Source organism: Streptomyces sp. NBC_01477, assembly GCF_036227245.1.
GTDB lineage: Bacteria > Actinomycetota > Actinomycetes > Streptomycetales > Streptomycetaceae > Actinacidiphila.
This window is the reverse complement of record NZ_CP109445.1, coordinates 6,774,253-6,796,797: the sequence shown is the minus strand read 5'-3', so window position 1 is coordinate 6,796,797 and position 22,545 is coordinate 6,774,253. Positions and strand designations below refer to the sequence as shown.

13 protein-coding genes are annotated in these 22,545 nt (G+C 71.2%); 2 read left to right on the top strand and 11 right to left on the bottom strand.

From position 1 onward, the window contains the following. Position 1 precedes the first annotated feature (1 nt). The 3 genes from OHA86_RS28875 to pyk all read right to left on the bottom strand — a co-directional run bounded on the left by OHA86_RS28875 (position 2) and on the right by pyk (position 4,294). Entirely contained in the window at positions 2-931 is a 930-nt protein-coding gene (locus OHA86_RS28875) for a branched-chain amino acid ABC transporter permease (protein WP_329179879.1), read from the bottom strand. Between the two features lie 143 nt (positions 932-1,074). Further along, positions 1,075-2,340, bottom strand: coding sequence for a branched-chain amino acid ABC transporter substrate-binding protein (locus OHA86_RS28870; RefSeq protein ID WP_329179878.1), 1,266 nt, complete (start codon positions 2,338-2,340; stop codon positions 1,075-1,077). A 517-nt stretch (positions 2,341-2,857) separates the two neighbouring features. Beyond that, positions 2,858-4,294 carry a pyruvate kinase gene (gene pyk, locus OHA86_RS28865; RefSeq protein ID WP_329179876.1) on the bottom strand — a complete coding sequence of 479 codons (1,437 nt, stop codon included), beginning with the start codon at positions 4,292-4,294 and terminating at the stop codon, positions 2,858-2,860. A 259-nt stretch (positions 4,295-4,553) separates the two neighbouring features. Between pyk and OHA86_RS28860 the strand changes: the two genes are divergently transcribed. Continuing rightward, positions 4,554-6,386, top strand: coding sequence for a bifunctional metallophosphatase/5'-nucleotidase (locus OHA86_RS28860; RefSeq protein ID WP_329179874.1), 1,833 nt, complete (start codon positions 4,554-4,556; stop codon positions 6,384-6,386). On the opposite strand, the gene OHA86_RS28855 is transcribed toward OHA86_RS28860, so the two are convergent. The 3 genes from OHA86_RS28855 to pepN all read right to left on the bottom strand — a co-directional run bounded on the left by OHA86_RS28855 (position 6,355) and on the right by pepN (position 12,192). Continuing rightward, a complete protein-coding gene (locus OHA86_RS28855; protein WP_329179872.1) occupies positions 6,355-7,803 on the bottom strand; it encodes a lysine N(6)-hydroxylase/L-ornithine N(5)-oxygenase family protein in 1,449 nt (482 codons plus the stop codon). The genes OHA86_RS28860 and OHA86_RS28855 overlap by 32 nt on opposite strands. A gap of 40 nt (positions 7,804-7,843) precedes the next feature. Beyond that, on the bottom strand, positions 7,844-9,238 hold the full coding sequence (locus OHA86_RS28850) for a pyridoxal phosphate-dependent decarboxylase family protein (RefSeq protein WP_329182594.1): 1,395 nt from the start codon (positions 9,236-9,238) through the stop codon (positions 7,844-7,846). A 461-nt stretch (positions 9,239-9,699) separates the two neighbouring features. Then, the gene (gene pepN, locus OHA86_RS28845) at positions 9,700-12,192 is read right to left on the bottom strand and encodes an aminopeptidase N (protein ID WP_329179870.1); all 2,493 of its coding nucleotides are present in this window, start codon (positions 12,190-12,192) and stop codon (positions 9,700-9,702) included. An 83-nt stretch (positions 12,193-12,275) separates the two neighbouring features. Here pepN and OHA86_RS28840 point away from each other — a divergent pair, with 83 nt between their 5' ends. Then, positions 12,276-13,199, top strand: a complete 924-nt coding sequence (locus tag OHA86_RS28840; RefSeq protein WP_329179869.1) for a hypothetical protein — start codon at positions 12,276-12,278, stop codon at positions 13,197-13,199. Between the two features lie 123 nt (positions 13,200-13,322). Here OHA86_RS28840 and OHA86_RS28835 read toward each other — a convergent pair whose 3' ends face one another. The 5 genes from OHA86_RS28835 to OHA86_RS28815 form a co-directional block, all read right to left on the bottom strand. After that, positions 13,323-14,786, bottom strand: a complete 1,464-nt coding sequence (locus OHA86_RS28835) for a glutamate synthase subunit beta (RefSeq protein WP_329179867.1) — start codon at positions 14,784-14,786, stop codon at positions 13,323-13,325. Next, entirely contained in the window at positions 14,779-19,323 is a 4,545-nt protein-coding gene (gltB, locus tag OHA86_RS28830) for a glutamate synthase large subunit (RefSeq protein ID WP_329179866.1), read from the bottom strand. The genes OHA86_RS28835 and gltB overlap by 8 nt, the downstream gene beginning before the upstream one ends. Before the next feature lie 324 nt (positions 19,324-19,647). Then, positions 19,648-20,382, bottom strand: a complete 735-nt coding sequence (locus OHA86_RS28825; protein WP_329179864.1) for a VIT1/CCC1 transporter family protein — start codon at positions 20,380-20,382, stop codon at positions 19,648-19,650. A gap of 114 nt (positions 20,383-20,496) precedes the next feature. Next, the gene (gene lgt, locus OHA86_RS28820) at positions 20,497-21,531 is read right to left on the bottom strand and encodes a prolipoprotein diacylglyceryl transferase (protein ID WP_329179862.1); all 1,035 of its coding nucleotides are present in this window, start codon (positions 21,529-21,531) and stop codon (positions 20,497-20,499) included. Positions 21,532-21,640: 109 nt separating this feature from the next. Next, positions 21,641-22,456: a DsbA family protein gene (locus OHA86_RS28815; RefSeq protein WP_329179860.1), complete on the bottom strand. Its 816-nt coding sequence runs from the start codon at positions 22,454-22,456 to the stop codon at positions 21,641-21,643. Positions 22,457-22,545 lie beyond the last annotated feature (89 nt).

Here is a 22,545-nt window from a genome sequence, read left to right as displayed (position 1 = left end):
ATCACGCCCTGTCCGCGACGCGCTCGCCCAGCAGGCCCTGGGGCCTGACCAGCAGGACGATGATGAGCAGGACGAAGGCCCAGACGTTGGCCCAACTGCCGCCGCCGAGCTGTTCCATGCCGGGGATGTTGGAGATGTACGCGGAGGCGCAGGATTCGGCGACGCCGAGGACGAGGCCGCCGAGCATGGCGCCGTAGATGTTGCCGATGCCGCCGAGCACGGCGGCGGTGAAGGCCTTGAGCCCGGCCTGGAAGCCGATGTCGTACTTGATCTGGCCGTATTTGATGCCGGAGGCGAGTCCGGCGACGGCGGCGAAGAAGCCGCCGATGGCGAAGGCGATCACGATGATGCGATTGGTGTCGATGCCCATGAGCTGCGCGGTGTCCGGGTCCTGCGCGGTGGCCTGCATGGCGCGGCCGGTGCGGGAGGTGCGGACGAAGGCGGCGAGTCCCGCCATGCAGACCACTGCGGCGACGACGAGGAAGATGTCGCCGCTCTGGATGTCGACGGAGCCGATGTGGAAGGGGCCGCCGGGCAGCTGCGGGAAGGTTTTTCCACTGGTGGCGTTCGGGTACCACAGGAAGACTGCCTGCTGGAGCGCGAGCGAGAGGCCGATGGCGGTGATCAGCGGTGCCAGCCGTGGCGCGCCCCGCAGCGGGCGGTACGCGAGCCTCTCCGCGCCGACGGCGATCAGCACGGACACGACCGCGCCGCCGGCCAGCATGAGGGGCAGGGCGGCCCAGATGGATATGCCGTCGGGGAGGTTCGTGTAGACCGCGAGGGCCCCGAAGGCGCCGGTCATGTAGATCTCGCCGTGGGCGAAGTTGATGAGCTGGACGATGCCGTACACCATCGTGTAGCCGATGGCGATGAGCCCGTACATCGAGCCGATGAACAGCCCGTTGGCCAGCTGTTGCGGCAGGGTGTGCACCGCATGGCCTCCATGTCGCTGAGAGCAGTGGGGAGCGGGGACGTGGTGTGCGGTGCCGCACCCCTGCGGGGGGACACGCGGGTTTCGGCGCCCGCGCGGCCGGGAGGTGTCCGGCCGCGCGGCGCCGGGGTGCTGCGGTGGGGTCAGCCGGTGTAGGTGCCGGACTTGACGGCGACCCACTTGCCGGACTTGACCTGGTAGACGGTCAGCTGCTTGTTGGTGGTGTCACCGAACTCGTCGAACGACACGTGGCCGGCGACGCCGTCGAAGTCGGTCTTCTGGACGGCGTCGACGACGGCCTTGCGGGCGTCGGGGATGGCCGGCAGCTTGCCGCCGTTGGCGTCCGCGACGACCTTGACGGCCTTGATGATCGCGGTGGTGGCGTCGTAGGAGTAGCCGCCGTAGGTGCCGTAGTCGCCCGGGTACTTCTTGGCCTTGTAGGCGGCGATGAAGTCGGTGGCGGTCTGCAGCGTGGTGACGGGGACGCCGACCGAGGTGACCAGGTCGCCTTCCGCGGCGGGGCCCGCGGTGGTGATGTAGGTGTCGGAGTACATGCCGTCGCCGCCCATCAGCGGGATCTTGACGCCGGCCGCCTTGAGCTGCTTGGTGATCTGCTCGGACTCGTCGTACTGGCCGCCGTAGTAGACCATGTCGGCGTGCGAGTTCTTGATCTTGGTGACGAGGGTGGAGTAGTCGGTGTCACCGGTGTTGACGTGGTCGGTGCCGGCGATCTTGCCGCCCAGGCTGGTGAACTTCGTCTTGAAGATGCCGGCCAGGCCCGCGCCGTAGGTCTGCTTGTCGTCGACCACGAAGGCGTTGGTCTTCTTGATGGTGTTGAAGGCGTAGTCGCCGGCGAAGCCGCCCTGGTTGGCGTCGGTGGTGGCGGTACGGAAGTAGGTCGGGAACGGCCGGACCTTCTTGCCGGTCGCCCAGTCCTTGCCCTGGGTCAGGGCCGGGTTGGTGTTGGCGGGCGAGATCTCCACCATGTTGGCGTTGGCGAACACCTGCTGCATCGACTGGGCGACGCCGGAGTTCAGCGGGCCGACCGCGGCGATGACGGTGTTGTCCGACGTGAAGGCGGTGGCGTTCTGCTGGCCGGTGGCCGGCTGCGCCTTGTCGTCCTTCGCCTGGATCTTGAAGGTGACGCCGGGCACGAGGTTCTTGGAGTTGGCGTCGTCGACGGCTATCTGGGCGCCGTACTGCAGTCCGAGGCCGGTGGCCGAGTTCGCGCCGGTCAGGGGTGCGTCGACGCCGATCACCACGGTGACGTTGTTCTTGGCACCCGAGGTGCTGCCTGAGCCGCCGGTGCTGCTGCCCTTGTCGTCGTCGCTGCGCGAGCCGCAAGCAGTGAGAGTAAGGGCTCCTGTGGTGAGTACGGTGGTCAGAATCAGCAAGGAACGGTGTCGCACGGTCAGTCCTTTCCCCTGGCACGGCCGTCTCTGATGAGAGGCCGAGTCGCGCGCTGGAACCCGAACTGACAAATCCGGTGGCGCGGTGACTGGCCGTGACTCTAGGCCCGGTTCGTGGGGTCAGGCAGAGGTGCGGGGAAGAGTGTGACTGTCTTGTTATGCCAATCGGAAGCTTTTGAGCTTCTATTGAGGTTGGGCAGGGCTTTTGAGTACATTGCTCCCCTGTCCGGATGCTGAGAACCCGCACTTCCGGTGCCGCATGGCCGACTTGTCGCCGGTCAGCGCCCGGTCCGGCCCGAAAGCGCCCGCGGGACGCCCGATCGGGCAGGGTGGATTATTCACGGGTGCCCCGGGTAGGGACCGGCGAGGCGCGGGGCCGGTTTCCTTATTGCGGGCGTGTTACACAGCGTTAATTGCGATCGAATCGCAATGGGAAGTACCGCGAAAGACAGCGCCCCCGACGCCGGTTGCCGTCGGGGGCGCTGCGAATGTCAGGACCAATATGCCGTATGAGGTATTACGACTTCGGTGAGTCGTCCTCGCCGATGTGGTGGACCCGGACCATATTGGTGGTGCCGGGCATCCCGGGCGGCGAGCCGGCGGTGATGACGACGACGTCGCCCTTCTTGCAGCGGCCGATCCGCAGCAGTTCCTCATCCACCTGCTGGACCATCTCGTCGGTGGTCTGCACCATGGGGCCGAGGAAGGCCTCCACTCCCCAGGTCAGGTTCAGCTGGGAGCGGGTGGCCGGCTCGGGGGTGAAGGCCAGCACCGGGATCGGCGAGCGGTAGCGGGACAGCCGGCGGACGGTGTCGCCGGACTGGGTGAAGGCGACCAGGAAGCGGGCGCCGAGGAAGTCGCCCATCTCGGCGGCGGCCCGGGCGACGGCGCCGCCCTGGGTGCGCGGTTTGTTCTGGTCGGTGAGCGGCGGCAGCCCCGCGGTCAGCATGTCCTCCTCTGCGGCGGCCACGATCCGCGACATGGTCTTGACCGTCTCGATCGGGTACTTGCCGACGCTGGTCTCGCCCGACAGCATCACCGCGTCGGTGCCGTCCATCACCGCGTTGGCCACGTCGCTGGCCTCGGCGCGGGTGGGGCGGGAGTTGTCGATCATCGATTCGAGCATCTGGGTGGCGACGATGACCGGCTTGGCGTTGCGCTTGGCGAGCTTGACGGCCCGCTTCTGCACCAGCGGGACGGCCTCCAGCGGCATCTCGACGCCGAGGTCGCCGCGGGCGACCATGATGCCGTCGAAGGCGTCCACGATCTCTTCGAGGTTGTCGACCGCCTGCGGCTTCTCGATCTTGGCGATCACCGGGATTCTGCGGTCCTCCTCGGCCATGATCCGCAGCACGTCCTCGACGTCCCGCCCGGAGCGCACGAAGGACAGCGCGATGAGGTCGGCGCCGACCCGCAGGCCCCAGCGCAGGTCGCGGATGTCTTTGTCGGACAGCGCGGGCACCGACACCGCGACGCCCGGCAGGTTCAGGCCCTTGTTGTCGGAGATCATGCCGCCCTCGATGCACATGGTGTGCACCCGCGGCCCCTCCACGTCGGTGACCTCCAGGGTGACCCGGCCGTCGTCGACCAGGATCCGCTCGCCGCGTGCCACGTCCGCGGGCAGGCCCTTGTACGTGGTGCCGCAGATCTGCTGGTCGCCCTCGATGTCGTCGGCGGTGATGGTGAACTCGTCACCGCGTTCAAGGAGTACAGGTCCGTCGGCGAAACGCCCGAGCCTGATCTTCGGGCCCTGAAGGTCGACCAGGATGCCCACGCTGCGGCCGGTCTCGTCCGACGCCTTGCGTACCCGTCGGTACCGGTCCTCGTGCTCGGCGTAGCTTCCGTGGCTCAGGTTCAGGCGTGCCACGTCCATACCGGCCTCGACCAATGCCTTGATCTGGTCGTAGGAGTCGGTGGCGGGACCCAGGGTGCAGACAATTTTCGCTCGGCGCATATGTCGAGCGTATGACTTACTCGTTGGTAGTCAGGACCACTGAAGGCAACTGACCAACAACGTCTGGATTAACGGTTGTTGACAAGTATCGAAGTGTGCATGGCCCCGCTCGGATGAGCACCGGCGTCACGCTCGGTGGCGGCGCCGGGAGGATCGGCGGGGGATGTTAACCCGAAGGGTCTGTTGCGCGGGCACCTGCCTGGTCCAGAATCTACGCGCGTTGTTCGCTCGACAAGCCCGTGACCGTCAAGGAGACGAGATGCCGCTCAACCGCAGGGACTTCATCAACCGCTCGGCCGCCACCGGCGCCGGTGTGGCGCTGGCGGGCACCGCGGGCGCGGTCGCCGCGGCCGGCCCGGCGCAGGCCTCCGAGCAGGGCCGCGGCCACGGCCACGGCCACCCGTCCACGACGTTCAGCCTGCGGGTGCTGGGCACCACCGACCTGCACGGCCACGCCCTGAACTGGGACTACTTCACCAACGCCGAGTACGACGACGCCACCCACAACGACGTCGGCCTGGCCAAGGTCGCCACCCTGGTCGAGCAGGCCCGCGCCGAGAAGGGCCACGACCGTACGCTGCTGATCGACGCGGGCGACATCATCCAGGGCACCCAGCTGTCGTACTACTACGCCCGGGTGGAGCCGATCAGCGGCGCCCGGCGCGGCCCGCAGCACCCGATGGCGCTGGCCATGAACCACATGAAGTACGACGCGGCGGCCCTGGGCAACCACGAGTTCAACTACGGCATCCCGCTGCTGCGCGCCTTCCAGGACCAGTGCGACTTCCCGCTGCTGGCCGCCAACGCGGTGGACGCCACCACCCTCAAGCCCGCCTTCCCGCCCTACCTGGTCAAGGAGATCAAGGTGCACGGCGGCCGGCCGGTCAAGGTCGGCGTCCTCGGCCTGACCAACCCCGGCATCGCGGTGTGGGACAAGGCCAATGTGCAGGGCAGGATGGCCTTCCCCGGCCTGGTGGAGCAGGCGAAGATCTACGTGCCCAAGCTCCGCGCGCTGGGCTGCGACGTGGTCATCTGCACCGACCACTCCGGCCTGGACGGCAGCACCTCCTACGGCGACGCCGTGCCCTACCCGGAGAACGCCTCCTCGCTGGTCGCCGCCCAGGTGCCCGGCATCGACGCGATACTGGTCGGCCACACCCACGTGGAGCGCCCGCAGACCCTGGTCGTCAACGAGCAGACCGGCAAAACCGTGGTGCTGTCCGAGCCGCTGATGTGGGGCATGCGCCTGTCGGTCTTCGACATCGACCTGGCCTTCGACCGCGGCCGCTGGCACGTCACCTCGGTCACCGCCGAGGTGCGCAACGCCAACACCGTCGCCGAGGACCCGCACGTGGCCAAGCTGGTGCGCGGCGAGCACCAGAAGGTCGTGGACTACGTCAACCAGGTGGTCGGCACCTGTACGGCCGCGATGTCGGCGGCGGAGTCCACGTACAAGGACACCCCGATCATCGACTTCCTGAACCTGGTGCAGGCCGACACCGTGAAGGCCGCGCTGGCCGGCACCGCGTACGCCGCGCTGCCGGTGCTGTCCGAGGCGTCGCCCTTCTCGCGGACCGCGGCGATCCCGGCCGGGCAGGTCTCGCTGCGCGACGTGGCGGGCCTGTACGTCTACGAGAACACCCTGGACGCCAAGATCCTCACCGGCGCCCAGGTCAAGGACTACCTGGAGTGGTCAGCGGCGTACTACGTGCAGACCGCGCCGGGCGCGCCGGTCGACGTCACGAAGATCACCAACGCCAACAACACCCCCGACTACAGCTACGACGTGCTCAGCGGGGTGTCGTACGACATCGACATCGCGCAGCCGGTCGGTTCGCGGATCGTGAACCTCACCGCGGGCGGCGCTCCGATTGATCCGGCCGCGCAGTTCGTGCTCGCGGTGAACAACTACCGCTCCAGCGGCGGCAGCAACTACCCGCACGTGGCGGCGGCCCAGTCGGTGTGGTCGAACTCCGACGAGATCCGCAACACGATCATCGCCTGGGTGCAGGCGCACGGCACGATCGACCCGTCGTCCTTCGGCACCGACCAGTGGCGGCTCACCCGCGCCGGAGTGCCGCTGTTCGCGTAGGGGTGTCACAGGCGGCGGCGCCGTCGAGACCGAAGGTGGTGAAGGCTGTCCTGGCCGGCAGCGGATAGTGCTCCGCGCCGGTCAGCAGCCCCGTCAGGTCGTTCAGGACGACCGCGGACCGCCAGGCGGCGAGGCCCAGGTCCGGGGCGCCGACGCCGTGGGTGTGGCGTTCGGCGTTCTGGACGTAGATCCGGCCGGTGATCCGCCGGTCCAGCTCCAGCCGGTGCCGGGCGTCGATCCGCGGCCGGCCCGCGGCGTCCCGCAGCAGATACGGGTGCAGCGGGCCGAGCAGCTGGTCGAGCGGGCGCTCGCGGTAGCCGGTGGCCAGCACCACGGCACTGGTCACCATCCGGGTCCGGGTGCCCTGGTCGGCGTGCTCCAGGTGCAGTTCGACGCCGGTGCTGCCGATCCGGCCCGCGGTGCGCACGGTGACGCCGGGGGTCAGCACCGCGTCGGGCCAGCCGCCGTCCAGGGTGCGGCGGTACAGCTCGTCGTGGATGGCGGTGATGGTCTCGGTGTCGATGCCCTTGTGCAGCTGCCACTGCTCCGGCACCAGCCGGTCGCGCACCGGCTCTGGCAGGCCGTGGAAGTAGCGGGTGTAGTCGGGCGTGAAGTGCTCCAGGCCCAGCCGGCTGTACTCCATCGGCGCGAAGGCCGGGGTACGCGCCAGCCAGGTGATCGCCTCCCGGCCCGCGGGACGGGAGCGCAGCAGGTCGAGGAAGACCTCCGCGCCGGACTGCCCCGAGCCGATCACGGTGATGTGCTCGGCGGCCAGCAGCCGGTCCCGCTGCGGCAGATAGTCCGCGGAGTGCACCACGGGTACGGTCGGCGCCTCGGCGAGCGGTCGCAGCGGCTCCGGTACGTAGGGAGCCGTGCCGACGCCCAGCACCAGGTGCCTGGCGTACGTACGCCCCAGGGCCTCGGCCTCGCCCTGCGCGTCGAGCCGGGTGTGGTCGACCTCGAAGTGGCCGCGCCCGGCGTCCCAGCGGACGGTGTCGACCTGCTGCCCGAAGTGGGTGCTGGGCAGCGCCCCGGCGACCCAGCGGCAGTAGGCGTCGTATTCGGCCCGGTGCACATGGAGGCGCTCGGCGAAGTAGAACGGGAAGAGCCGCTCGCGGGTCTTGAGGAAGTTCAGGAACGACCAGCGGCTGGCCGGGTCGGCGAGGGTCACCAGGTCGGCGAGGAAGGGCACCTGCAAGGTGGCGCCGTCGATCAGCAGCCCCGGGTGCCAGTGGAAGTCCTGCCGCTGGTCGTAGAAGGCCGCGTTCAGGCCGGGTACGGCGTCGGCGAGGGCGGCCAGTGACAGGTTGAACGGGCCGATGCCGACGCCCAGCAGGTCGAACGGCTCCTGGTCCTGGCGCGGTGCGGCTTCCGGGTCGGGTTCTGGTTCCTGTTCCGGTGGGGTCGGGGCGTTCATCGGTGCTGAACCTTCCTTCGGGGATACGGCGCCGGGCGGCTCACGGCGCCGCCCGGGTCTGCCTGGCCCGCGCGTCGGTCACCAGGCGGAGCAGGGCGTCGAGGTCCTGCGGGCGGATGTGCGGGTTGAGCACGGTCGCTTTGAGCCACAGCCGGCCGTCCGCCGCCGCCCGCCCGAGCACCGCCCGGCCCTCGTGCATCAGCTCCCGCCGCAGCGCCGCCACCTGCTCGTCGTCGGTGTCCTTGGGGCGGAAGAGGACGGTGCTGATCACGGGCCGCCCGCGCAGGTCGAGCGCCGGGTGCCGGTCGACCGCGTCGGCGAGCTGGTGCGCGTGCCCGCAGACGGCGTCCACCAGGGCGCCGAGGCCCTCGCGGCCCAGCGCCCGCAGGGTGACGGCGATCTTCAGCACATCGGGGCGGCGGGTGGTGCGCAGCGACCTGCCCAGCAGATCGGGCAGCCCCGCTTCGGTGTCGTCGGCGGCGTTGAGGTAGTCCGCCTGGTGGCCCAGCGGTCGCAGCGCGGCGCCGTCGGGTACGGCCAGCAGGCCCGCCGCGACCGGCTGCCAGCCGAGTTTGTGCAGGTCGAGGGTGACGGACACGGCGGACTGCAGCCCGTCGAGCTTGCCGGACTCGTGCCGGCTGAACAGCAGTGTGCCGCCGTAGGCCGCGTCGACGTGCAGCTCGGCGCCGTGCCGGGCGGCGGCCTGCGCGAGCTGCGGCAGCGGGTCGATCGCGCCGGTGTCGGTGGTGCCCGCGGTCGCCACGAGCAGGGCGCGGCCGGGCAGTTCGTCGAGGGCGGCGTCCACGTCGGCCGGGTCGAGGACACCGGCGGGGGTCCGTACGACGACCGGGCTCGGCAGGCCGAGCAGCCAGGCGGCGCGCTGCACGCTGTGGTGGGCGTTCGCCCCGCACACCACCTGCACGCGCGGCCCGCCGGCCGCCCGCTCCCGCGCCAGCAGCAGCGCCAGCTGGTTGGACTCCGTGCCGCCGGTCGTCATCAGCGCGTCGGGGGCCGGCAGGTCCGGGTAGACCACCGCGGCCAGCGCCGCCGCGACCCGCGTCTCGATCTCGGTGGCGGCCGGGGCCTGGTCCCAGGAGTCCAGCGACGGATTCAGCGCGGCCGCGGCTAATTCCGCTGCCGCGGACAGGGCGAGGGGCGGGCAGTGCAGGTGGGCGGCGCAGTGCGGGTCCGCCGGGTCGGCGGCGCCCCGCGCCACTTCCCGCACGAGGGTGTGCAGGGCTTCGTGGGCGCCGGTGCCGTCGGCCGGCAGGGGCCGGCCCAGGGCGCCGGCCACGCGCCTGGCGGTCTCCTTCGGGCCGCCCGCGGGCAGCGGGCCGCCGCGGGCGGCTGCGCCCTGCTCCAGGGCGGCCAGCACTGTTTCGACCAGGGGGCGCAGTTCGGCCGGGCCGTGGCGCCCGCCCGCCAGGCCGGGCATCTCCTTCAACCGTCCTCCACCACCGTTCTCTCCTCCCCCAGCACAACGATTCACCCCGCGTGGCGGTACGCCCCTTTTCCCCCGGGCCACGCCGGCGAGCGCTTCGCTTGTGCGCGCAGGGGGTTGTTGCCGCTTGCGGCGGCGCCTCGCCTTCCGCGCCGTCGTGGTCGCGCGCGCAGTTCCCCGCGCCCCCAGGTGGGTGCCACTCGCGGCGGCCTTCGCGCTTGCGGTGCGTCTCGGCCGCCCCCCGGGGGCTGCCCCGTGCGCTGGCGCCTCGACCTCCACGCCGTCGTGGCTTGTCGCGCAGTTCCCCTGCGCCCCTGGGGGGTGCCACTCGCGGTGGCATCCCGTCTTCACCACCGCGGTGGTTGCGCGCGCAGTTCCCCGCGCCCCCGGGGGGGGCCTCGGTGGTGGAGGGCGGGGCCGGAGGGGCGTGGGGAACTGCGGGGCCGGGGCGGGGGTCAGGTTGTGCGGATGCGGAGGGTGCGGGACAGGTCGTCGAGGCGGTCGGCGAGGGCGCGGCGGAGGGCCGGGGTGACAGCGGGGTCGTCGAGGCACTCGCGGCCCAGGCGCAGCGTCCCGTCCGCGACGGCGGTGTGCGGGAAGGCCACCCGCCCGGCGGCCTCGGCGATCGCGGTGCCGCGCCGGGCGGCGAGCCCGACGACGTCCGTGAAGTACCGCCCGACGTACTCGCCGGTGAGCTCCACCTGTTCGGGGTGCCAGAAACCCTGCGCGTTGGCCGTGAAGAGGTAGTTCGACTGCGAGTCGTCGTGGAACATCGCCTGCCACGCGGCAGCCTTGGCCTCGGCGTCCGGCAGCGCCGCCCGGCACCTGGCGGCGCCCTCGCGCCCGACGGCGCTCGGGTCGCGGACCAGTTCCGCGTCGATGTCGGCGGGGCCGGCCGCGCCGAGCACGGCGAGCCGCAGCAGCATCCGCCAGCGCAGCTCGGGGTCGAGGGGCGTGCCCCCGGGGATCTCCCCCTCGTCGTACCAGCCGCGCAGCTCCTCCGTGTCGAGCGCCGCGTCGACCATCGCGCGGGTGGCGCTGAGCCGGGTGCCCTCCAGGCCCGCGGCGAGCAGCCCGCGGGCGGTCTCCGCCAGGGTGCGCAGCGCCCCGGGGCGGAGCGCCGGGTCGAGGAACTGGTCGGTGAGCTGGTTGCGGCAGAAGGTGAGGACGGCGTCCACGATGCCGGGTTCCCGCTCGCCGGGAAGGTGCGCGGCGGTCAGCGCCAGGTACTCGGCGGGTGCGATGAGCCCGTCGCGTGCGAGGTTGCGTGCCGCGTTCCAGGCGACCGCGCGCCCGAGCGGGTCGGGCAGCCCGCCGAGGGTGTCGCGCAGGGTCGCCCAGGACTGCGGGTCGAAGTGGACCTTGGCGAAGGTCAGATCGCCGTCGTTGAGCAGGATCAGGTCGGGCGCGGGCCCGGTCAGGTCGTGCTGTTCGACGACGGAGTCCGCGGCGATGTCGACGGTGAGCCGGTCGCGCAGCACGAGCGCGCCGGGGTCGGCGACGGCCCGATCGTAGAGCCCGACCCCGATGTGGTGCGGGCGGTGCCCGCGGTGGCCGATCTCCAGCCGCCAGCCGCCCTCGGGTGCCCCGGGCGCGACCGCGGGGGTGAGGGTGTCCACGCCGGAGGTGCGCAGCCAGGCCGCGGCCCAGGCGGGGACGTCGCGGTCGGTGGCGGTGCCGAGGGAGTCGAGGAAGTCGGCGAGCGCGGCGTTGCCGAAGCGGTGCCGGGCGAAGTGCGTGTTGAGCCCGGCGGTGAAGTCCTTGGGCCCGAGCCAGGCGACGAGTTGGCGCAGCGCGGAGGCGCCCTTGGCGTAGGAGATGCCGTCGAAGTTGTTCATCGCGGACGCGGTGTCCGGGACCGCCTCCGGGTCGGGGGCGACGGGGTGGGTGGAGGGGCGCTGGTCGGCGTCGTAGCCCCAGGCCTTGCGGGCGACCGCGAAGTCGGTCCACGTGCCGGTGAACCCGGTGGCCTCGGCCAGCACCTGGAAGCCCATGTACTCGGCGAAGGACTCGTTCAGCCAGATGTCGTCCCACCAGCGCAGGGTGACGAGGTTGCCGAACCACATGTGCGCCATCTCGTGCGCGATGACCACCCCGCGGAACTGCGCCTCGACCGGGGTGACGGCCGACCGGTGCACGAAGTCCTCGCGGAAGGTGACCAGTCCGGGGTTCTCCATCGCCCCGGCGTTGAATTCCGGGGTGAAGGCCTGGTCGTAGGAGTCGTACGGGTACGGCTCGCCGAACAGCTCGTGGTAGCGGTCGAAGCAGCGCCGGGTGATGTCGAAGATCGCGGGCGCGTCGTGGTCGAGGTAGGGGGCCATCGAGCGGCGGCAGTGCAGGCCGAACGGCAGCCCGGCGTGCTCGGTGCGCACCGAGTGCCAGGGTCCGGCGGCGACGGCGACGAAGTAGGTGGCGAGCGGCGGAGTGGTGGCGAGCTGCCAGCGGCCCGGGGCGGTCCTGGTGGCGATGCCGTTGCCGAGGACGGTCCACTCGGCCGGGGCGCTGACCGAGACGTCGAAGACGGCCTTGAGGTCGGGCTGGTCGAAGGACGCGGCGACGCGCTGCATGTCGTTCATGAACAGCTGCGTGTAGAGGTACGTCTCACCGTCCTCGGGGTCGGTGAAGCGGTGCATGCCCTCGCCGGTGCGCGAGTACGGCATGTCCGCCTCGACCCGCAGTTCGTGCTCGCCCTCGGTGAGGCCGGCCAGCGGGATCCGGTTGTCCGCCAGCAGGCCGGGGTCGAGGTCGCGGCCGTCGAGGACGACGCGGCGCAGGGCGGTCGGCCGGATCTCGGCGAAGGTGTCGCAGTCGCGGCGGGCCAGGAAGCGGATCACGGCGACCGAGCCGAACCCCTCGTCGCCGCCGGTCAGGTCGAGGTCGAGCGCGTAATGGTGGACGGTCAGGTCGCGGGCACGGGTCTCGGCCTCGGCGTGGGTCAGAACAGGCATGCGCCACATGCTGCCGTAACCCGTGCCGTCCAGGACAGCCGCGGGGGGCTGCGCGTAGGCTCGTCGGGTACGGGGAGGTGGTCATGGCCGAGTACGCGGAGCCGGGTGCGGCGACTGCCGGGGGCGGGGCCATCGTGCACGGCTTCCCGCATCTCGACACGGTGCGGGCGGCGCTCACCGCGCTCTACCGGCGGTTGTCGGCGGACGGTGTGCAGCGGTTTCCCAGCAGTGTGCACCCCGAGCTGGTGGACTTCCCGGCGGACGAGGACCTGTATCTGGGCGCCCAGCGGGTGGCCCGGGTGATGGTGCAGCACTTCCGGCTGCCGGACGCCCGTATGGTGGTCGGCTTCCGCGACATGGTGCACGCGGGGAATGTCGAACTGGCGGCGGGCCCGGAGTATTTCATCGAGCTGCACTCCCGGTTCAGGGCCGACCGGCGCGATGTCGGGGCGGCGCTGGCGCACGAGGTGATGCATGTCCACCTGCACCGGCTCGACCTGGAATTCCCCGGCACCCGGGACAACGAGATCCTGACCGACACCGTGACGACGTATCTCGGCGCGGGCTGGCTGCTGCTGGACGCGTACCGCGAGGAGGCGGCGATCCGCGGTGAGCGGCTGATGATGTCGGCGTACAAGCTGGGCTATCTCACGCCGGAGGAGTTCGGCTACGTGCTGGCCAAGCGGGCCGCCGCGTTCGGTGAGGACGTCGAGCCGTGGTTCCGCAGTCCGCAGGCCCGCGACGCCTATCGGGCGGGTCTGGACCGCGCGGGGCAGGACCTGCGCAGGGCGCCGCTGGCCGCGGCGGGCTGGGCGGCCAGGCGCCGTTACGCCAAGGACCGGCGGGCGCTCGCGCCGGGACCCGACTACTCCTTCGAGTCGGTCGGCTCGGCCGTGCGGGTCGCCTTCCCCTGCCCCACCTGCTTCCAGCGCATCCGCCTGCCCTGCCGGGGACGGCTGCGGGCCCGCTGCGCCCTGTGCCACACGGAGCTGGCCGTCGACACGTGACGCGGGGCGTCTTCCGGCCCGGTCGGGAAAGGAAACAGCGCCCGCCTCCTTGGTCGGGGAGTGGCGGGCGCTGCTGGTGTTACTGCGTTCCGCACGCCTTTGTGCGGGACATCCGGGGGACCGTCAGACGGTCAGCGGGCGGTCGGTGGGACGGATCGGCGCGTGCAGGGCGGACGGCACCCCGGTGAGGTACGCGTCGACCGCCTTGGCGGCCGAGCGGCCCTCGGCGATGGCCCAGACGATGAGCGACTGGCCGCGTCCCGCGTCGCCGGCGACGAAGACGCCGGCGACGTTCGTGGCGTAGGAGCCGTCGCGGGCGATGTTGCCGCGGGCGTCCAGGTCGAGGCCGAGCTGGTCGACCAGGCCGTTGGACTGGTCGGTGCCGGTGAAGCCCATCGCGAGGGTCACCAGGTCGGCCGGGATGATCCTCTCGGTGCCGGTCTGCGGGACGAACACCCCGTCCTGGAAGGCGACCTCGACCAGGTGCAGCTCGCGCACGTTGCCGTCCGCGTCGCCGGTGAACTTCATGGTGTTGACGGCGTAGACCCGCTCGCCGCCCTCCTCGTGCGCCGAGGTGACCTTGTACACGGCCGGCATCGTCGGCCAGGGCTGGCCGGTCGGGCGCTCGTCGGAGGGTCGCGGCATGATCTCCAGCTGGGTGACGGACCGCGCGCCCTGCCGGTGTGCGGTGCCGACGCAGTCCGCGCCGGTGTCGCCGCCGCCGATGACGACGACGTGCTTGCCCTCGGCGGTGATGGGGGGCGCCACGAAGTCGCCCTCCTGCACCTTGTTGGCCAGCGGCAGGTAGTCCATCGCCACATGGATGCCGTTCAGGTCCCGGCCGGGGACCGGCAGGTCGCGGGAGATGGTCGCGCCGGCCGCGATGACGACGGCGTCGTAGCGCTTGGCGAGCTTGGCGGCGTCGAGGTCGGTGCCGATCTGCACACCGGTGCGGAATTTGGTGCCCTCCGCGCGCATCTGCTCGATGCGCCGGTTGATGTGCCGCTTCTCCATCTTGAACTCGGGGATGCCGTAGCGCAGCAGTCCGCCGATCCGGTCGGCGCGCTCGTAGACCGCGACGGTGTGGCCGGCCCGGGTGAGCTGCTGGGCGGCGGCCAGGCCCGCCGGGCCCGAGCCGATGACGGCGACGGTCTTGCCGGACAGCCGCTCGGGCGGCTGCGGGGTGACGTCGCCGGCCTCCCATGCCTTGTCGATGATGGTGACTTCGACGTTCTTGATGGTGACGGCGGGCTGGTTGATGCCCAGCACGCACGCCGATTCGCAGGGCGCGGGGCACAGCCGCCCGGTGAACTCCGGGAAGTTGTTGGTGGCGTGCAGCCGCTCGGAGGCGGCCCGCCAGTCCTCGCGGTAGGCGTAGTCGTTCCATTCGGGGATCAGGTTCCCCAGCGGACAGCCGTTGTGGCAGAACGGGATGCCGCAGTCCATGCAGCGGCCGGCCTGCTTGCTGATGATCGGCAGCAGCCCGCCGGGGACGTAGACCTCGTTCCAGTCCTGCCTGCGCTCCTCGACCGGGCGCATCGGGGCGGTTTCGCGGCCGGTGGTGAGGAAGCCCTTGGGGTCAGCCATTTGCTGCCTCCATCATCTTCGCTGTGGTCTCGGACTCGGAGAGTCCGGCCTGCTCGGCGGCGTTCTTGGCGGCGAGCACTGCCTTGTAGTCCCTCGGCATGACCTTGCCGAAGCGGGTGAGGGCGGCGCCCCAGTCGGTGAGCAGCCGCTCGGCGACGGTGGAGCCGGTCTCCTCGGCGTGACGGCGCACCACATCGTGCAGCCACGTGATGTCGTCCGCGTCCAGCGCTTCGACGGCGACCATGCCGGGGTTGACGGCGGCCGGGTCCAGGTCGAGGACGTAGGCGATGCCGCCGGACATGCCGGCCGCGAAGTTGCGCCCGGTGGCGCCGAGGACGACGGCACGGCCGCCGGTCATGTATTCGCAGCCGTGGTCGCCGACGCCTTCGGAGACGACGGTGGCGCCGGAGTTGCGGACGCAGAAGCGCTCGCCGGTCCTGCCGCGCAGGAACAGCTCGCCGCCGGTGGCACCGTAGGCGATGGTGTTGCCCGCGATGGTCGAGTATTCGGCGAGGTGGTCGGCGCCGCGGTCGGGGCGGACGACGACCCGGCCGCCGGACAGGCCCTTGCCGACGTAGTCGTTGGCGTCGCCTTCGAGCCGCAGGGTGATGCCCTTGGGCAGGAACGCGCCGAAGGACTGGCCCGCGGAGCCGGTGAAGGTGATGTCGATCGTGCCCTCGGGCAGGCCCGCGCCGCCGTACTTCTTGGTCACCTCGTGGCCGAGCATGGTGCCGACCGTGCGGTTGACGTTGCGGATCGGCACCTGGGCGCGGACCGGGGCGCCGCTTTCCAGGGCTTCGGCGGCGAGCCTGATCAGCTCGTTGTCCAGCGCCTTGGCCAGGCCGTGGTCCTGCTCGGTGGTGCGGTGCAGTGCGGCGCCCTCGGGCAGCGCGGGCACGTGCAGCAGCGGGGCCAGGTCCAGGCCCTGCGCCTTCCAGTGGTCGACGGCGCGGCCGGCGTCGATCAGCTCGGCGTGGCCGACGGCCTCCTCGATGCTGCGGAAGCCCAGCTCGGCCAGGATCTCCCTGACCTCCTCGGCGATGAACTCGAAGAAGTTGACCACGAATTCGGGCTTGCCGGAGAAGCGGTCGCGCAGCACCGGGTTCTGGGTGGCGACGCCGACCGGACAGGTGTCCAGGTGGCAGACGCGCATCATGACGCAGCCGGAGACCACCAGCGGTGCGGTGGCGAAGCCGAATTCCTCGGCGCCGAGCAGCGCGGCGATGACCACGTCGCGGCCGGTCTTGAGCTGGCCGTCGGTCTGCACGACGATGCGGTCGCGCAGCCCGTTGAGCAGCAGTGTCTGCTGGGTCTCGGCCAGGCCCAGCTCCCAGGGGCCGCCGGCGTGCTTGAGCGAGGTCAGCGGGGAGGCGCCGGTGCCGCCGTCGTGGCCGGAGATCAGGACGACGTCGGCGTGCGCCTTGCTGACGCCCGCGGCGACCGTGCCGACGCCGACCTCGGAGACCAGCTTGACGTGGACCCGCGCCTTGGGGTTGGCGTTCTTCAGGTCGTGGATCAGCTGGGCGAGGTCCTCGATGGAGTAGATGTCGTGGTGCGGCGGCGGGGAGATCAGGCCGACGCCCGCGGTGGAGTGCCGGGTGCCGGCGATCCACGGGTAGACCTTGTGGCCGGGCAGCTGGCCGCCCTCGCCGGGCTTGGCGCCCTGGGCCATCTTGATCTGGATGTCGTCGGCGTTGACCAGGTATTCGGACGTGACGCCGAAGCGGCCGGAGGCGACCTGCTTGATGGCGCTGCGCCGGGCCGGGTCGTACAGCCGCTCCGGGTCCTCGCCGCCCTCGCCGGTGTTGGACTTGCCGCCGAGCTGGTTCATGGCGATGGCCAGCGTCTCGTGCGCCTCGCGCGAGATCGAGCCGTACGACATGGCGCCGGTGGAGAACCGCTTGACGATCTCGGTGACCGGCTCGACCTCGTCGATCGCGAGGGGCTCGCGCTCGGACTTCAGGCCGAACAGGCCGCGCAGCGTCATCAGCCGCTCGGACTGCTCGTTCACCCGCTCGGTGTACTGCTTGAAGATGTCGTAGCGGCGGGTGCGGGTGGCGTGCTGGAGCCGGAAGACGGTGTCCGGGTCGAACAGGTGCGGTTCGCCCTCGCGGCGCCACTGGTACTCGCCGCCGATCTCCAGGCGGCGGTGGGCGGTCTGTATGCCGGAGACCGGGTAGGCCTTGGCGTGCCGGGCGGCGACCTCGGCGGCGATGACGTCGATGCCGGCCCCGCCGATCTTGCTGTCGGTGAGGTGGAAGTAGGTGTCCACGAAGTCGGTGTCCAGGCCGATGGCCTCGAAGACCTGGGCGCCGCGGTAGGAGGCCACGGTGGAGATGCCCATCTTGGACATGACCTTGAGCACGCCCTTGCCGAGCGCCTTGATCAGGTTGCGCAGCGCCGCCTCGGGCTCGATGCCGCTGAGGAAGGTGCCGGCCGCGACCAGGTCCTCGACGGACTCCATGGCCAGGTAGGGGTTGACGGCCGCGGCGCCGTAGCCGATCAGCAGCGCCACATGGTGCACCTCGCGGACGTCGCCGGCCTCGACCAGCAGTCCGACCTGGGTGCGCTGCTTGGTACGGATCAGGTGGTGGTGCACGGCGGAGGTGAGCAGCAGCGAGGGGATCGGGGCGTGCTCGGCGTCGGAGTGCCGGTCGGACAGCACGATCAGCCGGGCGCCGTCCTCTATGGCGGCGTCGGCCTCGGCGCAGATCTCGGCGAGCCGGGCGGCGAGCGCGTCGCCGCCGCCGGTGACCCGGTACAGGCCGGACAGGGTGGCGGCCTTCAGGCCCGGCATGTCGCCGTCGGCGTTGACGTGGATGAGCTTGGCCAGGTCGTCGTTGTCGATCACCGGGAAGGGCAGGGTGAGGTTGCGGCAGGACGCGGGGCTGGGCTCCAGCAGGTTGCCCGAGGGGCCGATGGTGGAGATCAGCGAGGTGACCAGCTCTTCGCGGATGGCGTCCAGCGGCGGGTTGGTGACCTGGGCGAACAGCTGGGTGAAGTAGTCGAACAGCAGCCGGGGGCGGTCGGACAGCGCGGCGATCGGCGAGTCCGTACCCATCGAGCCCAGCGGTTCGCCGCCGGTCCTGGCCATCGGGGCGAGCAGGACCCGCAGCTCCTCCTCGGTGTAGCCGAAAGTCTGCTGGCGCCGGGTGACCGAGGCGTGGGTGTGCACGATGTGCTCGCGCTCGGGCAGGTCGGCGAGGTCGACCAGGCCGGCTTCGAGCCAGTCGGCGTACGGGTTCTCGGCCGCGATACCGGCCTTGATCTCGTCGTCCTCGACGATCCGGTGCGAGACGGTGTCGACCAGGAACATCCGGCCCGGCTGGAGCCGGCCCTTGCGGACGACCTTGCTCGGAGCGATGTCCAGCACACCGGACTCGGAGGCCAGGACGACCAGGCCGTCGTCGGTGACCCAGTAGCGGCCGGGGCGCAGACCGTTGCGGTCCAGGACCGCGCCGACGAGCGAGCCGTCGGAGAAGGTGACGCAGGCCGGGCCGTCCCAGGGCTCCATCAGCGTGGAGTGGTACTGGTAGAACGCCCGCCTGGCGGGGTCCATCGCCTCGTGGTTCTCCCACGCCTCCGGGATCATCATCAGCACGCTGTGCGGCAGCGAGCGTCCGCCGAGGTGCAGCAGTTCGAGGACCTCGTCGAAGGACGCGGTGTCGGACGCCTCGGGGGTGCAGACCGGGTAGATCCGCTCCAGGTCGCCGCTGAACAGGTCGCTGGCCAGCTGCGACTCGCGGGCCCGCATCCAGTTGCGGTTGCCCTTGACCGTGTTGATCTCGCCGTTGTGCGCGACGAAGCGGTACGGGTGGGCGAGCGGCCAGCTGGGGAAGGTGTTGGTGGAGAAGCGGGAGTGCACCAGCGCGATGGCGGTGGCGAAGCGGCGGTCGGACAGGTCGGGGAAGAACGGCTCCAGCTGCCCGGTGGTGAGCATGCCCTTGTAGACCAGGGTGCGGGCGGACAGCGAGGGGAAGTAGACGTCGGCCTCGCGCTCGGCGCGCTTGCGCAGCACGAAGGCGGGCCGGTCCAGCTCGATACCGCCCAGCCCGCCGGCGGTGTCGGCGACGAAGAGCTGGGAGAAGTACGGCATGGTCGAGCGGGCGGTGGCGCCCAGCAGCTCGGGGGCGACCGGGACCTCGCGCCAGCCCAGGACGGTCAGGCCCTCTTCCGCGGCGATCCGCTCGATGGCATCGACGGCCTTGGCGCGGTCCTCGGTCTCGACGGGCAGGAAGGCCAGGCCGACCGCGTAGTGCCCGGCGGCGGGCAGCTCGAAGCCGGCGGCGGCACGCAGGAACGCGTCGGGGACCTGGAGGAGTATGCCCGCGCCGTCACCCGAGTCGGGCTCGGCGCCGGTGGCTCCGCGGTGTTCCAGGTTGCGCAGGACGGTGAGCGCCTGCTCCACGAGGTCATGGCTCGCCTCGCCGGTGAGGGTGGCCACAAAGCCGACACCGCAGGCGTCGTGCTCGTTGCGGGGGTCGTACATCCCCTGCGGGGCGGGTCGCCCGTCCATGAACGCGGAACGCGAACGCATGGCTCTCCCGTCGTCGTCTTTGGCTTGTATGCATCGCCTGTTTCCAGGCGTGCGCAACAGGGACGACGTTGGCCCTCTGCGATTTCGTGCAGGTTACATGATGGCTGAGTGTTCGAGAAGCGGATACTCAATTCCAGCATGTGGACGTACCGAGGAGGTGGAACAGCCATTTCGGGCCAGCGTCTGACCGGGGTCCGACCGACGAATCCGGCGCGTGCCCTGGCGGCGCTGCCGGTGCGTTACCGAGTGATGCCCGTTGCGGCAGGAGCTGAAACGGCGGGGAAACATGCCGCTTGTGGCGGACTGCTTCCCGGGTGTACCGACTCAGCCGGCGGCGGTGCCGATGAGCGCGCCCAATACGAAGGTAACTCCGCCGGCCGCCGCACCCAAGAGCAGTTGCCGAAGTCCTCCGTACCACCAGGACCGGGCGGTGATCCGCGCCACAGCGGCCCCGCAGCCGAACAGCCCGACCAGCGCCAGCAGCACCGCGGGCCACAGGACGTCGGCGCCGAGCAGATACGGCAGTACCGGCAGCAGCGCGCCCAGCGCGAACGACACGAACGACGAGCCCGCGGCGACCACCGGCGAGGGCAGGTCGGTCGGGTCCACGCCCAGCTCCTCGCGGGCGTGTATCTCCAGCGCCTGCTCGGGGTCGGCGGACAGCTGCCTGGCCACCTCGTGCGCGAGTTCCGGCTCCACCCCGCGCGCCACGTACAGCTCGGCCAGCTCGCGCATCTCGTCCTCGGGGTGCCGGCGCAGCTCGATCCGCTCGATGTCCAGCTCGGCCTGGACCAGCTCGCGCTGGGAGGCAACCGAGGTGTACTCGCCGGCCGCCATGGAGAAGGCGCCGGCCGCCAGGCCCGCCAGGCCGGTGACCACCAGGGTGCGGGAGCTCACATCGCCGCCGGCCACACCGGTCATCAGCGCGAGGTTGGACACCAGGCCGTCCATCGCCCCGAAGACCGCGGGCCGCAGCCAGCCCCCGGTCACGTCCCGGTGCACATGGTGGGGGACGTGGTACGGCGTGGCGGCGGCGTTATCGACGGCGGCGCTTGTCATACGGATCACCCTCCCCGCGCGGCGGTGAAGCCGCGTCCGACCGGCAACGGCTTCGACCGTACCCGGGCAGAGCGATGCCCGCCAGCAAGGAAAGGCTGTCCTGACCTGCGGAAACTAGGTGGCGGCCGGTCCGCTTGCCGGCCCCGCGGCGGCCTTGGACGGCTCATCGGCCGGCTCCGGCTCGTCGTCGGACGGCTCCACCGCGTCACCCGGTGATCCGCTCACGGAGTCGGCCGCGGGAGCTTGTGCCAGCTCACCGGCGGTGCCGTCCGCTTCGGCGGGTGCGTCGGTACCGTCCTCGGCGGTCTGCGCCGGGACGCTGTCGGCGACGGGTTCCACCTCCGCCTCACGGCCGGGGCGCAGCCGGGCCGACAGCACCAGATAGGCGACGGCGGCGACGAACACCACGATCGCTGTCCAGTCGTTGAGACGCATGCCCAGGATGCGGTGCGCGTAGTCGACGCGCATGTGCTCGATCCAGGCCCGGCCCACCGTGTACGCGGCGACGTAGAGCGCGAAGGCCCGACCGTGGCCGAGCTTGAAGCGCCGGTCGGCCCAGATCACCAGCAGGGCGACACCGACGCACCACAGCGACTCGTACAGGAAGGTCGGGTGGTACGTGGCCAGGTCCGGCGTGTTGTCCGGCCGGTGCGCGGCGTCGATCTTCAGGCCCCACGGCAGGGTGGTCGGACCGCCGTACAGCTCCTGGTTGAACCAGTTGCCCCAGCGGCCGATGGCCTGCGCGAAGGCGATGCCCGGCGCGATGGCGTCGGCGTACGCCGGCAGCGCGATCCCCCGGCGGCGGCAGCCGATCCAGGCGCCCAGCGCGCCCATGGCGATGGCGCCCCAGATCCCGAGCCCGCCCTGCCACACCTTGAAGGCGTCGACCCAGTCCTTGCCATCGGTGAAGTACAGCTCGTAATCGGTGATCACGTGGTAGAGCCGGCCACCGATCAGGCCGAACGGCACCGCCCACACGGAGATGTCGGCAACCGTGCCGGCCCGTCCGCCGCGGGCGAGCCAGCGCTTGTTGCCGTACCAGACGGCAACGAAGACGCCGATGATGATGCAGAACGCGTAGCCACGCAGCGGGATCGGTCCGAGGTGGACGACGCCGTGCGCGGGGCTGGGGATGAATGCGAGTTCCATGGCAATGTCCGACGCTACCGTGCCGGACGGGTGGACGGCAGCCCGCCCGGCTACGTATGGATAACGGCGCGGTGCTCGGCGCCGGGTCCCGGGCGCCGTGGGGAGCCGGTCAGGACGGCGGGGCGGCGGTGACCTTTCCCGGCTGCTTGCCCTTGTTGGCGGCGCTCACCATCTGCTTGAGGCTGGCCGGGGTGAGCTGGGCGTTCTGGCCGTAGATGCTCTTGCCGTTCAGCAGGACGGTCGGCGTGGCGTTGAAGCCGGAGCTGCCGAAGGCCGCGTTCGACTTCTGCACCCAGGAGTCGTGGGTGCCGTCGTTCACACAGTCGGCGAAGGGCGCCGTCTTCAGACCCGGAACCTTGCCGGCCAGGGTGATCAGCGTGTTCTTGTCGGCGAACTTGTCGTCCTGCTCGTCGGGCTGGTTGTCGTAGAGGACGTCGTGATAGGCGCGGAATTTGCCCGCGTCCTGGGCGCACGCGGCGGCGTTCGCGGCGTTCAGCGAGCCGGTGCCGCCGAGGTTGCCGTCGATCAGCGTCGCCAGGTGGTACTCGGTGCGCAGCTGCCCGCTGTCCTCCAGCGCGTGGATGGTCGGCGTGAACTGCTTCTCGAACGCGTCGCAGGCCGGGCAGCGGAAGTCCTCGTAGATGGTGAGGGTCGAGGGCGCGTCGGCGGCCCCGACCGGGATCACCAGGCTGTCCTTGCCGGTGGCTCCGCTGGGCGCGGCGGCCGGGCTGCCGATGGCGTCGCCCCTGTTGTCGTTGTGGTCGGCGACGACCACGCCGATCACGGCGGCGACGGCGAGGACGCCCACCACCCCGCCCGCCACCACGAGCGTCCGCTTGCGCTTGGCCCTGGCCTGCTCCTGGGCGCGCTGTTCCTGCAGGGCCTCGCGGGCGCTGCGCTTTCCGTCACTGTTGCGTTGGCTCACGCCCAGCGCAACGGCGGGGGGAGGCGCTCAGCGTCTCCCCCCGCCGTTTTTCGCCCGCGGGAGTGACAAAACCCGCTCCCACGGGTGAC